The organism is Microtetraspora sp. NBRC 16547 (assembly GCF_030268965.1).
Taxonomy (GTDB): Bacteria; Actinomycetota; Actinomycetes; order Streptosporangiales; family Streptosporangiaceae; genus Microtetraspora.
In genome coordinates, this window is sequence record NZ_BSSE01000011.1 from 36116 (window position 1) to 54600 (window position 18485).

The window sequence follows — 18485 nt, forward strand, 5'->3', positions numbered from 1 at the left end:
CCGGCGGCGCCGCCGGGACCCGGCGAACCGATCGAAAGGATGCGATGTGACTGCGAACACCGACGGCACGGGGCTGTGGGTCCGCAGATTCCAGCCGGCCGCCGACGCGGCCTACCGGCTCGTCTGCCTGCCCCACGCGGGCGGGTCCGCGAGCTTCTACCTCCCGGTCTCCCGGGCGCTCTCCCCTGAGTCGGACGTGCTCGCCGTGCAGTACCCCGGACGTCAGGATCGCCGCAAGGAAACGCCGATCGACAACATCCCCGGCCTGGCCGACGCGGTGTACGAGGCGTTGCTCCCCTGGCTGGACCGGCCGTTCGCGCTGTTCGGCCACAGCATGGGCGCCACGCTGGCCTACGAGGTCGCCCGCCGCGCAGAAGAGCGCGGGCAGGCGGTCACCGCGCTGTTCGTGTCCGGCAGGCGCGCCCCATCCCGGCACCGCGACGAATCCGTCCACCAACTGGGCAAGGCCGGGCTGCTCGCCGAACTGAAGAGACTGGCGGGAACCGACGCCCAGATACTCGGTGACGACGAGATGCTCCAGATGATCCTTCCCGCGATCCGCAGTGACTACAAGGCCATCGAGACCTACCGGTACCAGCCAGGACCCGCGCTGCGGGCGCCCATTCACGCGCACGTCGGCCTGGCGGACCCGAGGGTCACCCTGGAGGAGGCCGAAGCGTGGAGGGAGCACACCTCTGCCGCCTTCACCCTCTCCACCTACCCCGGCGGCCACTTCTACCTGAATGACCAGGCGCCCAAGCTCATCGACGCCATCCGGCAGGTGATGTCCGGAGCCTCCCTTGCCGGGTAGAGCTCTCCTCGCGATCAGTGACCTGCATGTGAGCCACAGCAGGAACAAAGAGGTCGTCGAGGGCCTGCGACCCTCCTCACCCGGCGACTGGCTACTCGTCGCGGGCGACGTCGCCGAGCTCCTCGACGATTTCGCCTGGGCGATGCGCCTGCTCAGCGGCCGCTTCTCCACGGTCGTGTGGGCGCCGGGGAACCACGAACTGTGGACGCATCCCACGGACAACGCGACGCACCGGGGCGTGGCACGCTATGAGGCGCTCGTGGAGATCTGCCGTTCGCTCGGAGTGCTGACGCCCGAAGACCCCTATCCGGTCTGGGACGGCCCGGGCGGTCCCGTCGCCGTCGCGCCGCTCTTCCTCCTGTACGACTACACCTTCCTTCCCGAGGGTGTGCCGAGCTCGGCGGAGGCACTCGCGCTGGCGTACGAGACCGGAGTGGTGTGCACCGACGAGATGCTCCTGCACCCGGACCCGTATCCGACCCGTGAGGCCTGGTGCCACGCCCGGTTGAAGGAGACCGAGAAGCGGCTGGAGGACCGGCCGGACGGCCTGCCGACCGTGCTGGTCAACCACTACCCGCTGGTACGCGAGCCGACGCGGATCCTGCGCTATCCCGGGTTCGCCCTGTGGTGCGGCACCGAGAGCACCGCCGACTGGCACCTGCGGTTCCAGGCCGCCGCGGTCGTCTACGGCCATCTCCACATTCCGCGCACCACCTGGCACGACGGTGTCCGCTTCGAAGAGGTCTCGCTGGGCTACCCGCGTGAGTGGGAGAGGCGTGGCACCACGCCCGGCCGACTACGAAGGATTCTGCCCAGCCATGATTGACACGATTCTGCCTGACCGGGTCGTCTTCAGGGAGGCCTTCGGCGACGAGCCCGAGGCCGTGCTCTTCGCCGAGGAGACGGCGCTCGTCACCCACGCCGTGGACAAGCGCCGCCGCGAGTTCACCACAGGCCGGCACTGCGCCCGCGCCGCCCTCGCCCTTCTCGGCTTCCCGCCCGCCCCCATCCTGAAGGGCGAGCGCGGTGCCCCGGTCTGGCCGCCCGGCGTCGTGGGATCCATCACCCACTGCGCGGGGTACCGGGCGGCGGCCGTATCGGTGGACGTGCTGAGCATCGGCATCGACGCGGAACCGGCCCTACCCTTGCCCGACGGCATCCTCGAGACGATCTCCCTGCCCGGGGAACGCGACATGCTGACGCGTCTCGGTGGCGGACAGCCGTGGGACCGCCTGCTGTTCAGCGCCAAGGAGAGCGTCTACAAGGCGTGGTTCCCGCTGGCCCGGCGCCGGCTCGACTTCGCCGACGCGCGCATCGGCATCGACCCCGACGGAGGGTTCACCGCGCGTCTGCTCGTGCCGGGGCCGCACGTTGGCGAGGCCGAGTTGCGCGGCTTCACCGGCCGCTGGCTCGTCGCCGACGGGCTGCTGATGACCGCCGTCACGGTCCCCGGTCACTGATTCACGATGTCGTCGAGCAACGCGCGAGCCCTTGTCTCGACGCCGCGGAATCCGTGCTCCTGGGCCAGGACGAGTGCGTGGCCGATCTGTTCCTTGGCTTGGCCGGCATCGCCCGTCGCGAGGTGGGCCAGTCCCAGTTCGAGCGACGAACGCGCTTCCAGCGGGCGCAGCCCGTTCGTCCGTGCCATGGACAGAGCCTCCGCTCCTGCGGCGATCGCCGCGTCGAAGGCGCCGGTGCTGCCGTGCAGGGCGCACAACCCGGCCATCGCCTCGGCCAGCCCCCAGGGCGACTTGACCCGGCGGGCGATGGCGACGGCCTCCTCCAGGTGATCCCGTGCCTGGTCGGCGAGACCGAGCCCGGTCTCCGCCCGGCCCAGGGCGTTGAGCGCGGCCATTTCGGTCTCGCTGTGCTGGGCGCGGCGGGCGAGTTCCAGAGAGGCCAGTGCGTCGTCCCGGCCCTGCCGATACTCGCCCAGATCACTGAGGACGAGGCTCATCCCGCTCAATGCGAACGACTCACCATAGAGCGCGTACTGCTCACGGGAGATGTCGCGTGCCCGGGAGAGGCATTCGAGTGCCGTGGACGTCCTGCCCTGCAGCTGCCGGGCGAACCCGAGGGTGACCAGGGCCGCCACCATGCCGGAGCGCGAGTCCTCCGCCGTCGCCAGCGCGAGGGAGCTCTCCAGCACCTCGATCGCCTCGCCCAGCCGCCCGACCTGGCGGTAGGCGTAGCCCAGGTTCCCCAGTGCCATCATCTCGCCGATCCGGTTGCCCAGCGTCCGGTGGAGAAGGACCGCCGACCGGTAGTGCTCGATCGCTTCGTTGACCCGTCCCGCCCCCTGCAACGCGACCCCCAGCGCGTTGACCGCGGCGGCCAGCGCGGCCGTCCAGCCGGAGCCGCTGTGGGCGTCGACCGCGGCCCGGAGGCTGCTGATCGCCTGATCGCTCGTCCCCACATAGACGTTCGCCACGCCGATGCTCTGCATGATCAGAGCGGCGAGTCTCGGCTCGGCGCTTCTCCGCGCCGCTTCGAGAATGTCGTCGGCGATGTTCAGCCATGGCGCCCACATCCCCGCGGCATGAGTGAGGATGCGGACGGCGTCCGCCAGGTACCAGGCTTCGGGGAAGGGACCCTGCGCGATGGCGAGGCGCAACGTCGCGACGAGGTTGCCGTACTCGCCGCCCAGCCACGCGACGGCCGAACGCACGTCCGTGAACCGCGTTCCCGGCCCCGCGACCTGTCTCTCCCGGGGCAGCCGCAGCGGCATGGGCCCGAACTGCTCCGCGGCCGCCTCGCAGGTGGCGATGAAGAACTCGACCACGCGGAGCCAGGCTTCGTCGCGTGCTGCCCCGGTCTCCTCCGCGAGCGCTCTCCCGTACGCGTACTCCCGGACGAGGTCATGGAAACGGAACCGGCCAGGAGCGTGCCGCTCCAGCAGGTTCACCGCGGTCAGCGCGGCGAGCGCCCGCGCCGCGGCCTCCCCGGCCAGACCGGTGGCCGCCGCCGCGGCGTCCGGCGTGAAGTCGGCACCGGGAAGGAGCGCCAGCAGCCGGAAGATCCGCCGCGACTGCGGCGGCAGCGCTCGGTAGGAGGCGTCGAACGCGCGAGTCACGGCGCCGAGCTCGGCACCGTCGATGGTCAGCTCCTCCAACCGGCTTCCCGTGCTCAGGGTCGCGACGAGGTCGGCGATCTTCGGCGCCGGCTGGGACAGGAGGTTCGCCGCCGCGATCCTGAGGGCGATCGGAAGATGGCCGCACAGCCGGGCGAGCTCATGAGCCGCGTCCCGCTCCGCGGACACCTGGTCGGAGCCCAGTGTCGCGGTCAGCAGCGCCAGGGAGTCCTCCGGGGCCAAGGGGGCGAGGGAGAGCGAGCGCGCGCCGACCCTGACGACGAGCTCGGTGAGCCGGTGCCGGCTGGTCACCAGCACCATCCCGGTCGGCGGCAGCAGGGGAAGCACCTGAGCGGAGTCGCGCACGTTGTCGAGCACCAGCAGGGCCCGCCGGTCGGCGAGCAGTGATCGAAAGAGTCCCGCCTGGGCGTTGACCGCCGTGGGGATGCGCTGCGGATCCGTGCCCAGCGAACGCAGTAACCGGCCGAGCGCCAGGCTCGGCGTCAGCGGTTCGTTGTCGTGGTCGAAGCCCCGCAGGTCCAGGTACAACTGGCCGTCGGGGAACCGGTGGCGGACCCGCCAGGCCCAGTGCACGACCATCGCCGTCTTGCCCACTCCGGCGGTGCCGTGGACGACCCAGATCTCCGGCGCCGTCCCGTTCGCCCGCTCGTCCGGCAGGCTCGCGTCGAGCAGCTTGAGCTCGCTGAGCCGGCCCGCGAACCTCGGCACGGCGTACGGGAGCTCGGCGGGCCGCGCGACCGCCGCGGTGTGCATCGGTTCGGCGGGGTCGGTGCCCTCCTCCTGGTCGGTGACGAGGTCGAGGTAGACCTGCTGCAGCTCAGGCCCCGGCTCGATGCCCAGCTCGGAGTCCAGACGGCGGCGGATCTCCTCGTAGACGGCGAGTGCTTCGGGGAGCCGGTTGGCTTGCCGGAGCGCGCGCATGTTGACGGCCTGCAGTCGTTCGCGGAACGGATATTCGCGGCACAGCTCACTCAGCTCATGGAGCACCTCGAAGTGGCGGTCCAGGCTCAGCTCCGCCGCGTACAACTCCTCCAGCGTCGTCATGCGCAGTTCGTCCAGCGCCAGGCGGGCACGGCCGAGCGCGTCGGTCACCCCGCCGAGCGGCGCCCCATGCCACAGCTCCAAGGCCGCCCGGAGACCGTCGACGCCTTCGGCGGCCCTGCCGGCAGTGAGCTCTCGCCTGGCTTCGGTGACCATGTTGTCGAAGACCTCTAGGTCGAGCTCGCCTGGCTGGACCTCGATGAGATATCCGGGCGACTTGCGGACGATGACCGCACGGCCCAGCAGCTTGCGTAATTCCCAGATGCGCACTTGCAGCTGCCCTCGTGCGCTGGAGGGAGGGACGTCACCCCATAGCACGTCGATCAAGTAGTCATCGGAGACCACGTGGTTGGCGTCGAGCAGGAGCGCGGCCAGCACTGTGCGCCGATGCTTGCCTTTGAGTCGACTCCCGTCGCACAGGGCGACCGAACCGAGCAGCCGATACCGAAGATTTCCGGTTTTCAAGGAGTTGGAGGAGCTCGTCCACATGATCCCCATGATGCCAATGGGGCTTCGCTGACGGCGGTGGCCGGTATGTACTAACGGCGTATGCCCGGCAAGGCTTGGGCGAGGCCCGTGACCGGGATCACTCAGCGGGACAGGACTCTGCGCCTGCCGATAATGTCATCCGCGCAGGTCATGCGGCTTGCGGCCAGCGTCCCGAGCAAGGCCGCGGCCGGGCGTCGTATGATGATCACTCGGCGATCCTAGTGATCATTAAGATCACACGGATCACCGTTCTTGCCCGGCCTTGTGGCCGCTCTCGATCTGAGTGAGCTGCTCCCATCGGGTTCAGCGTGATTTAGCGAGGAACCCCGGGCGTTCACGCCCGGGAGGAATCGCTTCCCTCTCCCCGCCAGGACGCTAGTCCGGGCGTTTCTGGTTCTCGATGTACTTCCTGATGATCGACAGCGGCAGCCGACTGAGTCTGCCGTCTCGGCGGGAACGCCGGCGAAGTAGGACGGAGACCAGAAGTGCTCGCCCCACAGATACTTGCGGACGTGGCTGGGGAACTCCTTGCTCAGCAGGCGTGCCGAGACGCCCTTGAGGGAGTTGACCAGGGCGGACAGAGCCACCTTGGGCGGATAGTGGACCAGCAGATGCACGTGGTCGCTGTCGCCGTTGAACTCGACCAGTTCCGCTCCGAAACTGTCGCACACCTCGATCATGATCTCCTCGCAGCGTGACAGGAGTTCGCCCGTGAACGCACCACGCCGGTACGTGGTGGGGAAGACCGAATGCGCGTGGAGGCTGTAGACCACACTGCGACGTCTGCGGATATCTGGATTCGGGTTTCCATCACGGCGACATGAGCCAGCCGATAATGTGTTCGATGTGAAGCTGGTGGTGCAGGTGAGGCTGCGGCCGACGCCTGAGCAGGCGGCGGCTCTGGAGGCGACCTTGCGCGCCTGCAACGATGCGGCGAACTTCGCCTCGGTGACGGCGTTCACGACCGGGGACCGGCGTGAGTACGCGTTGCGCAAGCACGCCTATCGCGAGGTGAAAGCACGGGGGTTGGGGGCGCAGGCCGCCCAGCATGTGATCAAGAAGGTCGCCGACGCCTACACCACGCTGAAGGCCAACATCCGGGCCGGGAACCTGGGATCGGAAGGCTCTGCGCGCCGTGCGCGGGCCGGGAGTAAACCGATCGTCTTCCGCGCTGATGCGGCGCAGCCGTTCGATGACCGCTGCCTGTCCTGGGATCACACCGCCCACACGGTGTCGATCTGGACCACGGCTGGCCGGGTGAAGAATGTCGCGTTCACGGGGTCGGCCGACCAGCTCAAGATGCTCGCCTTGTGCCGGAAGGGCGAGTCCGACCTGGTCTGCCGGGATGGCATGTGGTTTCTGTATGCGACCTGTGAGATCCCTGATGTTCCGGTCGCCGAACCGGACGGGTTTGTGGGGGTGGATCTGGGCATTGCCAACATTGCCACCACCAGTGACGGCGCCCGCCACTGCGGTAAGGGTCTGAACGCGGTGCGCCACCGCAATCGGGAGTTGCGCCGCCGTTTGCAGGCCAAGGCCACCAGGTCCGCCAAACGGCTGCTGAAGAAGCGCCGCCGCAAGGAGGCGCGGTTCGCCGCCGACACCAATCACCGCATCGCCAAACGCATCGTGACCGAGGCAGAACGCACCGGACGCGGCATCGCTCTGGAAGACCTGGGCGGGATCCGTGACCGGGTACGGCTCCGCAAGCCCCAGCGGGTCACGTTGCACTCCTGGAGTTTCCACCAGTTGGGGAGCTTCATCGTCTACAAGGCGGCCCGGCGCGGGGTCGCCGTGATCCACGTGGATCCGGCCTACACCTCCCAGACCTGCTCGGCCTGCGGGCATGTGGACAAGGCCAACCGGCCGGGCCAGGCAACCTTCTCCTGTACGTCGTGCGGCTTCGCTGAGCACGCCGACGTCAACGCGGCCCGCAACATCGCCTCGCGCGGTGTCACGGGCTGGGCAGTGAGTCACGCTGCCGACGACGCGGCCTGACCCGTACCTGCCAGGTACGGCGAGGAGCTGCAAGCTTGGCCCTTCAGGGCCGAGAAGCTGACAGTCGTGGAGCGGGGCCCGACGAGTCGCGCACTACCAGCGTGTGGCCCGTCGAACGACGCCGGGGACGCGTCGACGGGGGCCTGAGCGCGAGCGTGAGAGCCATACGGCCCATGTCGGTCATCGGCAGGCGGATGGTGGTGAGGCTGGGTGCGAGGTCGGCGGCCACGGACACATCGTCGAAGCCGACGACCGACATCCGCTCGGGCACCGGAATGCGGTGGGCTCGTAGCACCGACAGCACACCGATCGCCATCGCATCGTTCAGCGCGATGATCGCGGTCGTCTCCGGGTGGTCGCCAAGGATCTGTTCGGCCGTCACCCGACCGCCGTCACGGGTGAAGTCGGAGTGGACGACGGGGAGGTCGTCGAGCGAGAGCCCGTGCTGGCGTAGAGCAGACGACACGCCAGCGAGCCGGTCGGTCACCGTGGTGAGTCCCGGGGTGCCCGCGGCGACCGCGATCCGTCGATGTCCGAGTTCCAGCAGATGCGCGGTGACCGCGCGACCACCGGCCTCGTTGTCGGGCAGGACCGCGTCGACGCCGAGTGTGTGACGCCCGATGACGGCGACCCGGCCGCCGAGGCTCTGGAACGCCGAAAGCTCGGTCCGCGCCTCTGCCTCCACGCGCGGATCGTCGTAGCCGGACCCGGCGATCAAGATGATCCCCACCCGCTGCGCGATGAGGTGCCGAAGTTGACGGAGCTCGTAGTCGGGGTCGCGGCCGGAGTGGGAGATCTGCACGAGCAGCCCCTTCTCAGCGGCGACCTCGATGACGCCACCGGCGATCTCCGAGAAGTAGGGGTCGTCCACCTGGTGAACGATCAGCCCCACCGTGGGACTCGTCCCACCGGCGAGCGTGCGCGCGTACGGGTTCGCGACGTACCCGAGCTCATGCGACACCTGCCGCACCCGGCCGGCCAACTCTTCACTGACGCCACCGCGACCGGAAAGGACGCGAGAGGCGGTCGCAAGCGAGACGCCGGCGCGTTCGGCAACGTCGGCCAGGCGCAGCCGCGGGCCGGGCTTGGGCATCCGTAACTCCTCGGGGACATCGATCATTCGCGCACTATTGTCAGTGACGCAAGCCATGCATAGGGTATGGAAACGTTTTCCTGAGCGCTCCCATTTCACCGGCGGGCCAGTCGCTGCGCCATGACGCCGCCGGCCTCGATCAGCCACGTCGTCGGGTCGTTCAGCGCGCCCGTGACCGACCCGGCGAGGTCGACGAGGAAGACCGCCTCCGACACCGGCGGCGGGGGAAGCAGGTCGTCGGTGTCGATGTGGGCCAGATCGACCAGCGCCGCGCCGCGGGCGGCGTCACCGGCCGCCAGGCTGCCCTTGAACGAGTTGGGCGCGACGACGACCCGCATCAGCCCTCCAGTACCAACCGGATGTACCGCTCCTTCATGGTGGCCAGCACCTGGCCGGGGTCGGTCGCCCACACCTGCGCGTTGAAAATCTCGACCTCGGTATCGCCGGTGTACCCGGCCTGAGCGACCGCTCGCCGAAACGGCGGGAACTCGATGTGGCCATCGCCCATCATGCCGCGGCCGAGCAGCACGTCGGCCGGGAGCGGAGTGAGGAAGTCGCAGACCTGGAAGCTCGCGATACGGGCGCCAGCCCGCGCGATCTGCGTCCACACGTCGGGGTCCCACCAGACATGGAACGTGTCGACGACGACCCCGACCTGCTCGACCGGGAACTGCTCGGCGAGGTCGAGCGCCTGACCCAGGGTCGACAGGACGGCCCTGTCCGCGCAGTACATCGGGTGCAACGGCTCCAGGGCCAGGCGCACCCCGCGTTCGCCGGCGTACGGGGCCAGCTCGGCCACCGCCTCGGCCATGCGTCGCCGCGCGCCGCGCAGGTCACGGGAGCCGGGGGGCAGGCCACCTACGACCATGACCAGGCAGTCCGTGCCGAGGCCGGCCGCCTCGTCGATGGCACGCCGGTTGTCGTCCAGCGCGGCGCGGCCTTCGTCACCGGCGGTGGTGAGGAAGCCGCCGCGACACAGCGACGACACGCGCATTCCAGCGTCGGTGACGATCTTCGCGGCGGCCGCCACCCCGATCTCGGCCACCGGCTCGCGCCACAGCCCGATCGCCGAGATACCGGCACGTACGCAGCCCTCGACGGCCTCCCGCACCGACCACGATTTGGTGGTCCGCTGGTTGAGCGACAGCTTCGCCAGGCGTGGGTCGCCAGCCGGCACGCCGGCGCCGTTCACCGGCTGCGCCGGCTGCCGGGCCGTCACGCGATCACCCCGGCGACCGACAGGTACCCCGTCATGCGCGCGGCAGCCAGGTCGGGGTCGAGCAGCAGCCCGGCGGCGTCGGCGAGGCGGAACAGCTGCACCAGGTGGGGCACACCCCGCCCGCTGTGCAGGCCGCCGACCATCGTGAACCCGGGCTGGAGACCGTTGAGCCAGGACAGGAACGCGATGCCGGTCTTGTAGTACTGAGTCGGCGGGGCGAAGACGTGCCGCGACAGCGGGACTGTGGGATCCAGGATCTCCAGAAATCCCGCCTCGTCACCGGCGTCGAGGCGGTGCAGCGCCGCCGACGCCGCCGGGGCGATGGTCGCGAAGGCGCCGAGCAGCGCGTGGCTGTAGTGCCGCCCGTCGCCCTGGATGAGCTGCGGGTAGTTGTAGTCGTCGCCGGTGTAGACGCGTACCGTCGCCGGCAGCGACTCGCGCAGTCCGATTTCTCGGTCCGCGTCGAGCAGCGACACCTTCACGCCGTCGATGACGTCGGCGTGGGCATGCACCAACGACACGAATGTCTTCGTCGCCGTGTCGAGTTCCTGCGAGCCCCAGTAGCCGGCGAGCGCCGGGTCGAACATGTCGCCGAGCCAGTGCAACAGGACCGGCGCGCCGGTCTGCGAGAGGACCCGGTCGTAGACGTGCAGGTAGTCGTCGGGGCCGGTGGCCAGGGCCACGAGCTGCCGGCTGGCCATGACGACCGCGGTGGCTCCGCAGGACTGGACGTATGCGACCTGCTCGGTGTACGCGGCGATGACCTCGTCCAGGCTGTTCAGCACGGCGGGCGCCTGGTCGGTCGCCGCACCGGCGACGATGCGCCCGCCGCAGGCGGCTGCCTCGGCGGCGCTGCGCCGGATCAGCTCACGGGTGGCGGCCCAGTCGAGCCCCATCCCGCGCTGAGCGGTGTCCATCGCCTCGGCGACACCGAGTCCCCAGGACCAGAGGTTGCGCCGCACCGCCATGGTGGCGTCCCAGTCCAGGGTCGCGGGCCGGCCAGGGGCGTTGTCAGCGTACGGGTCGGCGACCACGTGCGCGGCTGCGTACGCGATCCGGCTGGTCGCCGGCGCGGCCGGGCGCTGCCAGCCCACCGGCTCCCGCAGCGTCAGCCGCTCGGTCGTGCCGTCCGCACCCGGCAGAAGGATCCTCGCGGTCACAGCACGATCTCCTCGATTTCGATCCGCCGTCCCTCACGCGCCGACTGCAGGCCGGCCTCGGCCAGCTGCACACCGCGCGCGCCGGCCAGGAAATCCCACGGGAACGGTTCGTCGTCGACGACGTGCCGCAGAAACGCCTCCCACTGGACCTTGAAGCCGTTGTCGAAGAGCTCGTTGTCCGGGACCGTCTGCCACTGCGACCGGAAGTCCTCGGTAACCGGCAGGTCGGGGTTCCACACCGGCATCGGCGTCGCGCCGCGGTGCTGGATGCGGCAGTTGCGCAAACCCGCGACGGCACTGCCGTGCGTGCCGTCGACCTGGAACTCGACCAGCTCGTCGCGGTACACCCGCACCGCCCAGGAGGAGTTGATCTGGGCGCTGATGCCGCCGGCGAGCTCGAAGATCCCGTACGCGGCGTCGTCGGCGGTCGCCCGGTAGGTCTGACCGTTCTCGTCGACGCGCTCAGGGATGTGGGTGGCGACGTGCGCGGTCACGGCCGTCACCGGAGCGAAGATCTGTTCCAGCACGTAGTGCCAGTGCGGGAACATGTCGATGACGATCCCGCCTCCGTCCTCGGCGCGGTAGTTCCAGCTCGGCCGTTGGGCGGGCTGCCAGTCGCCCTCGAACACCCAGTAGCCGAACTCGCCGCGCACCGACAGGATCCGGCCGAAGAACCCGCTGTCGACCAGCCGCTTGAGTTTGCGCAGGCCGGGGAGGAACAGCTTGTCCTGCACCACGCCGTTCTTCACCCCCTTGGCGGCGGCGAGCCGGGCGAGTTCCAGAGAACCGGCCAGACCCTCGGCGAGGGGCTTTTCGGTGTAAACGTGCTTGCCGGCCCCGATCGCCGCCCGGATGGCCTTCTCGCGCTCGGAGGTCACCTGGGCGTCGAAATAGATCTGGTTGGACTCGTCGGCGAGCGCGGCCTCCAGATCCGTCGTGTACGACGTCAGCCCGTGACGGGCGGCGATCTCGGCGAGCTTGGACTCGTTGCGGCCGACCAGGGTCAGCTCGGGCCAGATGCGGCTGCCGTCGCGGGCGGGCAGGCCGCCCTGCTCGCGGATGGCGAGCAGGGAACGGACGAGGTGCTGCCGGTACCCCATGCGTCCGGTCACGCCGTTGAGGACGATCCCGATTGACGTGCGCTGCACAGTATGTCCTTCCAGGTCTGCAGGTTAAAGATCGCCCGAGTACGGCCGCCGTGCGCCAGGCTTTCTGGACGAAGCTGACCGCGCCGCCGGACCCGGGCCGGGCGGCGTGCGCTCGCCGCGGGGGCCCTGATGGAACTCGTCGCTCACGTTGACGATCAGCTCTGAATGCGCTTTCAGTAAGCGCTTTCAGACTAACCACGCCGAAATGGCCGGGTCAAGCACTTGCGCGGGGAGAGGGGGCCTTCAGATGGCGGGGCCCTGAGCGGTCAGTGTGAGTTGAGTGCGATCGGGCCACCTGAGGGTTATCTGCTCGCCCACCTCCACTGAGGGAACAGTGCCGTCGCCTTCCCCCAGAACGGCCAGCGCCACCGCCCAGCCGTCCTCGGTGACCCCGTCCAGGACGGGCACGAGGGCGGGGTGGCCGAAGGCCGTGCCCGAAGTAGTCTCGGGCGCCGACGCGGTGCCGTAGCCATGCAGGCCGACCAGCCGCGAGGGGGGCGCGTCGGCCGAGGTCAGCGAGACCGACAGGCCGTCGATGGCAGCGGTGGCGCGGGGCAGCGCCCACCCGCTCTGGCGGACGCTAGAGCCCGGCGCGACCCGGTGCACGCGCACCTCGGCCCTGCCCCGCAGCACGGTCACGCTCTCCACTCCGCCGGCCGAGGAGGCGGTCCAGGCGATCTTACCCACTGACCCCGCCCCGCGCGGCTCCATGAGGCCACGCGCCGTAACCGTCCCGTCGCCGAGAACCAGGCCGAAGTGGTTGTCGGGTATCTCGCCCGGCGCGGTCGGCCCCGTGTGGGAGGAGTAGGCACAGCGGTCATACAGGGGGTCGCCGGGCTGGTCCTGGCTGCCGTGGTTGACCAAGCGAGCGACCCCGCCGGAGTTCAGCACCAGCAGCCCCGGCCCGGGCAGGACGGCCAGGCCCTCGGGGCCGGGCTCCTCCACGGCCGTCCACAGCGGGTGGTCGGCCGGCGCCAACAGTCCGGCGAACGCCTTGGCGGCCCAGTAGGGGGACGCGGAGCCGGAGTACGGCTGCAGGCTGGCCTCGTGCGGCCCGTACCAGCCGAGCGTCAGCAGGTTCTCGTCTGACAGCGCCCCATGCTCCAGGGCGTGGCGGAGCGATCCCGAGGCCAGCCGCCGGGTGGCGCCGGGCGACAGCGGCGTGCTGCCGGTCACCCCGCCCAGCATCAGCGATGCCGCCGCCGCGAACCGGTAGGTCATCGACCGCCCCTGGTAGAGAGGCCGCCCATCGCCCCCGAACGTCAGCGCGAAGCTGCCGAGGAACTCCCGCAGCCGCTCCTCATGCACGGGCATCGGCACGCCGGACAGCAGCCCGTACAGGATCGGGTAGAAGTGCAGCGCCCAGCCGTTGTAGTGGTCGAAGGCGCGGCCGGGACCGTCGGAATACCAGCCGGAGCCCGCGTGCCAGGGCTCGATCCGGGCCAGGCCGCGTGCGATCGCAGCGCGCGAGGCGTCCACGTGCAGGCCGGCTGAGGCGAGGAATCCGCCGACGGTGACCGGGAAGAGCCACCAGTTGTTGTCTGCGGGCTCGTGGTCGAACACCGTGGCCAGATATGCCGCGAGCCGCTCGCGCTCGCCCGCGCCGAGGCCGTCCCACAGATGCCGACGAGTCAGCCACAGCCCCAGCGCGAGCGAGGCGCATTCCACCATCGGCTGGAAGTGGTCGGCCACCGCGGGCCACACGCCGGGGCCGTTGACGAAGCCGCTGCGGTAGGGGGCGAGGAGCTCGACGGGCCCGCCGCCGGCCACGCGGAAAGCTGCGATCAGGAATGTGCGGGCGAAGCCCTCCATTCCCTCGCAGTTCGACCAGCTCGCCCGGCCGGGCAGCCGGATCGTCGCGCCGTCCGCCGAACGGTATGGCTCCACCGCGGCGAGCAGCCCGTCGGCCACCGTCTCCCAATGTCGGCGCGTCCAGCCGGTGTACGGGCTGAGCGAGCGATCCTCTTCGGGCAGGTCGAACACGACGGCTCCATGGGGGTGGCGAAACGTTCGCGCGGACTTTAGCGGCCTCCGCCGCGGACTCACAAGACGGGTTGATCGAATGAAAGCCAAGCGTTCATAACGAAAGTGGTGTCGGTTAGGATCTAGCCACCTATGTCCGGCCGAAGGAGCCCCCTTGTCTGTCGAACACCGCCACAGTCTGATTCTCCGCCAGGTCCGGGCGCGGGGGTCGGTGCGGCTCACCGACCTGGCCGAGGAACTCGGGGTCTCCGCCGTCACCCTACGCAGAGATGTCGAGCACCTTGCCGCGCAGGGCCTGCTGATGCGGGTGCACGGCGGCGTGACCCTGCCGCCCTCCTACGCCGCCGACCCGATCTCGGGCCCGGCGACCTCCACGGCAAAGCTGACCATCGGCATGCTGGTGCCCTCGGCCCACTACTACTATCCCGACGTGATCAAGGGCGCCCAGGAGCAGGCGGCCAGGGCCGGAGCCCGCCTGGTGCTGGGAATCTCCCGCTACGAGGATGACGAGGACCGCGCGCAAGTGCGTCAGCTGATCAAGGACGGCATCGACGGCCTGCTCCTCACCCCCAGCCGGCAGCCGGACGAATCACATGTCGAGTGGCTGGCCGGCCTGCACGTGCCGACGGTGCTCGTCGAGCGGCGCGCGGAGCTGGCCGGACCCGCCTCGATGTTCGACGCCGTCGCCTCCGACCACGCCCACGGGGCCTACCTGGGCGTGCGCCACCTGGCCGAGCTGGGCCATCGCAGGCTCGCGCTCGTCGCCTACGCCAGCCCGACCACGCCCAGGATCAGGGCCGGCGTGCTGGCCGGCGCCCAGGCCCTGGGCATGGACCGGCCCGCGGAGATCGTCATCGACCGCGAGCGTCCTCTGGACCTTTTCATCGCCGACGTGCTGCGACTGGTGCGCAAGGACGGTGTGACCGGCCTGATCGTGCACAACGACGAGGACGCCCTCTCGCTGGTCAGGAACCTGGGCGCGGCCGGAGTGGACATCCCGGCCGAGGTGTCCCTGGTCGCCTACGACGACGAGGTGGCCAGTTTCTGCTCGCCCTCGCTGACCGCCGTGGCGCCGCCCAAAGTGGAGGTCGGACGCTGCGCGGTAAATATGCTGGTCAGACGATTGACTCAGGGCTCTTCGACCTCGGGGCGACACCTGGCGCTGCTGCCAGAGCTCCGGGTGCGGGAGTCCTCGGCCGCGCCGCGCTGACCGAAGTTTCGGATCCATTTCGTTATGATCGAATCGATCGATGCCCCTAGACACTCCGCCACATTTGAGCGAATGATGCTCTAACGATCGAGGTGGAGGTTTCGTGATGAAACGAAAGCACATCGCGGGTCTGGCGAGCCTGCTTTCTGTCGGTGCCCTGCTGTCGGCCTGCGCAAGCAGCAGTCAGGGCGAGGCTTCCGGCGGCAATGGCGTCGAGCAGGTCGTCCTCTGGGGCTGGGCGAAGGGCACCAAGGACGTCGTCGACGCCTTCAACAAGAGCCACAAGGACATCCAGGTCAAGTTCGAGGAGATCCCGTCGGGGAACGCGGGCGGCTACGCCAAGTTCGCCAACGCCGTGAAGGCGGGCAACGCGCCCGATCTGATGTCCGTGGAGTACCCGCAGGTGCCCGACTTCGTCATCCAGGGCGCGCTGCGTGACATCACCGCCGAGACCGCCGATATCAAGGCGAAGTACCCGGCCAGCATCTTCGGCCTGGTCGAGTTGGGTGGCAAGACCTGGTCGATCCCACTCGACGCGGCGCCGCAGGTCTTCTTCTACCGCAAGGACCTGTTCGAGAAGAACAAGATCGAGGTGCCGAAGACCTGGGACGACTTCAGGAAGGCCGCCGAGAAGGTGAAGAAGGCCGACCCCCAGGCGCGCATCGGCAGCTTCCACCCCGACGACCCCAACCTGTTGGTCGCCTACGCCTGGCAGGCGGGCGGCAAGTGGTTCAACTCCGAGGGCGGCTCGTGGAAGGTCAACATCGACGACGAGCCCACCAAGAAGGTCGCGGTCTACTGGAACGACCTGATCAAGGAAGACCTGGTCAAGGTCCAGCCAACCTTGAGCCAGGAGTGGATCGCCTCGCTCGCCGAGGACCAGGTGTGGGGTTACCTCGGCGCCAACTGGGCGGGCGGAATGATCAAGGGTAACAACGCCCCGCAGAGCGGCAAGTGGGCCGTCGCCCCCGCCCCGAACTGGGGCACGCCGGCCAGCGGCATGTTCGGCGGCACCACCTATGCCGTCAGCAAGGACAGCAAGCACGTCAAGGCCGCCGTCGAGGTGGCCAAATGGTTCACCGGCACGCCCGAGGCGTGGACCGCTCGTCTCAACTCGGGAACCTCCAGCGCCTTCCCGGCCATCGCCGACCTGGTGCCGGTCGCCGCCAAGACGTTCGACACCGGCTTCTACGGCGGTCAGGACATCTACGGTGTGTTCTCGGAGTCGTACAACACCATTCAGCCCGGCTGGACCTGGGGGCCGAGCATGGTGCAGGTGCTGACCTCGTTCAAGGATCGGCTCGGCCAGGTCTCCGCGGGCTCGACAACCGTGCCGGACGTACTGACGGCCGTGCAAACCGACACCGTGAACGAGATCAAGCGTCGCGGACTCGCCGTCACCCACTAACGCCGGCCCCTGCCCGCCGCGCGCAGCGGCGGGCACGCGCACGGGAGGAAACACGATGACCGCCACCTACGTCGACGGTGCCGCCAGGCAACGCGTCCCGGCCCGAGGCGGGCCTCTGCGCGGCCACCGGGCAAGGCGCTGGGCGATCGTGCTGTTCACTGCCCCGTTCTTCGTGCTCTTCGCCGCCGTCGTCATCGCCCCGCTCGGGTACGCCCTGTGGCTCAGCCTGTTCAAAGAGCAGTCATCCGGGCTCGGCTTCGGCGGCGCGCAGAGCGTCTTCAACGGGCTGGAAAACTACCTGAACACAGTGGCCGACCAGGCGTTCCGAGACGGGTTTCTGGTCCTGGCCGGCTACTCCGCGCTGTACATCCCGCTGATGCTCGGCGGCGCGCTCGTGCTGGCCCTGCTGCTCGACTCCGGCGCGGCTCTGCTGCGCAGGTTCTTCCAGCTCGCCCTGTTCATGCCGCACGTCGTGCCCGGTGTGATCGCCGGGCTGATCTGGCTCTACCTGTACCTGCCCGGGATCAGCCCTATCGTGGCGGCGCTCCGCGACGGGGGGATCCACTGGGACTTCCTCGGCGACCGAGTGGTCAGCTCGGTGGTCAACGTCGCCGTGTGGGAGTGGACCGGCTACAACATGATCATCTACTTCGCCGCACTCCAGGCCATCCCGCGCGAGGTGCTGGAGGCCGCCACCATGGACGGCGCTCGAGGGATCGACGTCGCGCTCCGCATCAAGGTACCCATGATCAGGGGCGCGGTGATCACGACGCTGATCTTCACGATCATCGGCTCGCTGCAGCTGTTCAACGAGCCCGTGGTCATGGATGGCGTCAGCGACGGCATCATCAGCACCTGGACGCCCAACATGTACGCCTACTTCGAGGCCTTCGGCAAAAACAACTACGGCCAGGCCGCTGCCGCGTCGATCATGCTCGCCGCGCTCGCCAGCGTGCTGTCCTACTTCGTCACCAAGTGGGGGAACAAGAAGTGACGTCACGCCTGATGTCCAGGGGAGCCGTCAACACCTTCCTGCTCGTCGCCACCGCGTACATGCTGCTGCCGCTGACCTGGCTGCTCTTCGCGGCCACCAAGTCGCTGCCCGACCTGTACGCCACGCCCGGCTTCGCCTTCGCCGACCTCAATCTCGGCGCGAACCTGTCGGCCGTGGCCGCCGAGAACGACAGCGTCTTCTTCCGCTGGTACCTCAACAGCCTGCTGTACGCAGGGCTCGGCGCCGGCCTCGGTGGACTGATCAGCGTGGCTTGCGGGTACGCCTTCGACAAGTACGACTGGCCGGGCAAGGAGAAGCTGTTCGGTCTCGTGCTGCTCGGCGTGCTCGTGCCGACCACCGCCACTGCTCTGCCGCTCTACCTGCTGGCCTCCAAGATCGGCGTGGTCAACTCGTTCTGGGCGGTGTTCATCCCCTCGCTGGTGCACCCGTTCGGCGTCTATCTGGCCAGGGTCCTGTCGGCGGGGTACGTGCCCGGCGAGGTGCTGGAGGCCGCCCGGTCCGACGGTGCCGACGAAGTGCGCACGTTCAGGTCCGTGGCGCTGCCCATGCTGCTGCCCGCATACGTGACGATCTTCCTGTTCCAATTCACCGGGATCTGGAACAACTTCTTCCTGCCCCTGGTCATGCTGTCGGACCAGCGGCTGTTCCCCCTCAGCTTGGGCCTGTACTCCTGGAACACCCAGGTGACCGCGTTCCCCGAGTACAGCACGCTGGTGATCACCGGCTCGCTGCTGTCGGTGGTGCCGCTGCTGGTGGTGTTCGTGTTGCTGCAGCGGTTCTGGCGGGCCGGGATGACGGCGGGCAGCGTCAAGTGACTGT

Annotated in this window: 15 protein-coding genes and 1 pseudogene; 8 read left to right on the forward strand and 8 right to left on the reverse strand. The window is 69.2% G+C overall.

Going from position 1 to position 18485, the window contains the following annotated elements; translation table 11 throughout:
• The first annotated feature begins 46 nt into the window (after positions 1–46).
• The 3 genes from QSK17_RS16700 to QSK17_RS16710 are packed head-to-tail and all read left to right on the forward strand — an operon-like array spanning position 47 to position 2271.
• Positions 47–811: a thioesterase II family protein gene (locus QSK17_RS16700; RefSeq protein WP_285705712.1), complete on the forward strand. Its 765-nt coding sequence runs from the start codon at positions 47–49 to the stop codon at positions 809–811.
• On the forward strand, positions 801–1637 hold the full coding sequence (locus QSK17_RS16705) for a metallophosphoesterase family protein (RefSeq protein WP_285705714.1): 837 nt from the start codon (positions 801–803) through the stop codon (positions 1635–1637). The genes QSK17_RS16700 and QSK17_RS16705 overlap by 11 nt, the downstream gene beginning before the upstream one ends.
• Positions 1630–2271, forward strand: a complete 642-nt coding sequence (locus QSK17_RS16710) for a 4'-phosphopantetheinyl transferase family protein (protein ID WP_285705715.1) — start codon at positions 1630–1632, stop codon at positions 2269–2271. The genes QSK17_RS16705 and QSK17_RS16710 overlap by 8 nt, the downstream gene beginning before the upstream one ends.
• On the opposite strand, the gene QSK17_RS16715 is transcribed toward QSK17_RS16710, so the two are convergent.
• Both QSK17_RS16715 and tnpA read right to left on the reverse strand, forming a co-directional pair.
• The gene (locus tag QSK17_RS16715; protein WP_285705716.1) at positions 2265–5432 is read right to left on the reverse strand and encodes an AfsR/SARP family transcriptional regulator; all 3168 of its coding nucleotides are present in this window, start codon (positions 5430–5432) and stop codon (positions 2265–2267) included. The two genes, QSK17_RS16710 and QSK17_RS16715, sit on opposite strands and share 7 nt — an antisense overlap.
• Before the next feature lie 375 nt (positions 5433–5807).
• Positions 5808–6223: pseudogene (tnpA, locus tag QSK17_RS16720) on the reverse strand (IS200/IS605 family transposase).
• 55 nt (positions 6224–6278) lie between these two features.
• Between tnpA and QSK17_RS16725 the strand changes: the two are divergent.
• Positions 6279–7430 (forward strand): RNA-guided endonuclease InsQ/TnpB family protein, encoded by a 1152-nt coding sequence (locus QSK17_RS16725; RefSeq protein WP_285705718.1) that lies wholly within the window; start codon positions 6279–6281, stop codon positions 7428–7430.
• Positions 7431–7473: 43 nt separating this feature from the next.
• On the opposite strand, the gene QSK17_RS16730 is transcribed toward QSK17_RS16725, so the two are convergent.
• From QSK17_RS16730 to QSK17_RS16755, 6 genes are all read right to left on the reverse strand, one after another.
• Positions 7474–8550 carry a LacI family DNA-binding transcriptional regulator gene (locus tag QSK17_RS16730; RefSeq protein ID WP_285705720.1) on the reverse strand — a complete coding sequence of 359 codons (1077 nt, stop codon included), beginning with the start codon at positions 8548–8550 and terminating at the stop codon, positions 7474–7476.
• Between the two features lie 68 nt (positions 8551–8618).
• Complete coding sequence (locus QSK17_RS16735) at positions 8619–8861, reverse strand: hypothetical protein (RefSeq protein ID WP_285705721.1); 243 nt, start codon at positions 8859–8861, stop codon at positions 8619–8621.
• On the reverse strand, positions 8861–9742 hold the full coding sequence (locus QSK17_RS16740) for a sugar phosphate isomerase/epimerase family protein (RefSeq protein ID WP_285705722.1): 882 nt from the start codon (positions 9740–9742) through the stop codon (positions 8861–8863). Before QSK17_RS16740 ends, QSK17_RS16735 begins: the two co-directional genes overlap by 1 nt.
• Complete coding sequence (locus QSK17_RS16745; RefSeq protein ID WP_285705723.1) at positions 9739–10902, reverse strand: dihydrodipicolinate synthase family protein; 1164 nt, start codon at positions 10900–10902, stop codon at positions 9739–9741. The genes QSK17_RS16740 and QSK17_RS16745 overlap by 4 nt, the downstream gene beginning before the upstream one ends.
• Positions 10899–12002, reverse strand: coding sequence for a Gfo/Idh/MocA family protein (locus QSK17_RS16750; protein WP_285705891.1), 1104 nt, complete (start codon positions 12000–12002; stop codon positions 10899–10901). Before QSK17_RS16750 ends, QSK17_RS16745 begins: the two co-directional genes overlap by 4 nt.
• A 291-nt stretch (positions 12003–12293) precedes the next feature.
• Positions 12294–14033 carry a DUF2264 domain-containing protein gene (locus QSK17_RS16755; RefSeq protein ID WP_285705724.1) on the reverse strand — a complete coding sequence of 580 codons (1740 nt, stop codon included), beginning with the start codon at positions 14031–14033 and terminating at the stop codon, positions 12294–12296.
• 154 nt (positions 14034–14187) lie between these two features.
• Between QSK17_RS16755 and QSK17_RS16760 the strand changes: the two genes are divergently transcribed.
• The 4 genes from QSK17_RS16760 to QSK17_RS16775 all read left to right on the forward strand — a co-directional run bounded on the left by QSK17_RS16760 (position 14188) and on the right by QSK17_RS16775 (position 18481).
• Complete coding sequence (locus tag QSK17_RS16760) at positions 14188–15243, forward strand: substrate-binding domain-containing protein (protein WP_285705725.1); 1056 nt, start codon at positions 14188–14190, stop codon at positions 15241–15243.
• Between the two features lie 106 nt (positions 15244–15349).
• Positions 15350–16651, forward strand: coding sequence for an ABC transporter substrate-binding protein (locus QSK17_RS16765; RefSeq protein WP_285705726.1), 1302 nt, complete (start codon positions 15350–15352; stop codon positions 16649–16651).
• Between the two features lie 55 nt (positions 16652–16706).
• Complete coding sequence (locus QSK17_RS16770; RefSeq protein WP_285705727.1) at positions 16707–17645, forward strand: carbohydrate ABC transporter permease; 939 nt, start codon at positions 16707–16709, stop codon at positions 17643–17645.
• Positions 17642–18481 carry a carbohydrate ABC transporter permease gene (locus QSK17_RS16775; RefSeq protein ID WP_285705728.1) on the forward strand — a complete coding sequence of 280 codons (840 nt, stop codon included), beginning with the start codon at positions 17642–17644 and terminating at the stop codon, positions 18479–18481. Before QSK17_RS16770 ends, QSK17_RS16775 begins: the two co-directional genes overlap by 4 nt.
• The last annotated feature ends 4 nt before the right edge of the window (positions 18482–18485 follow it).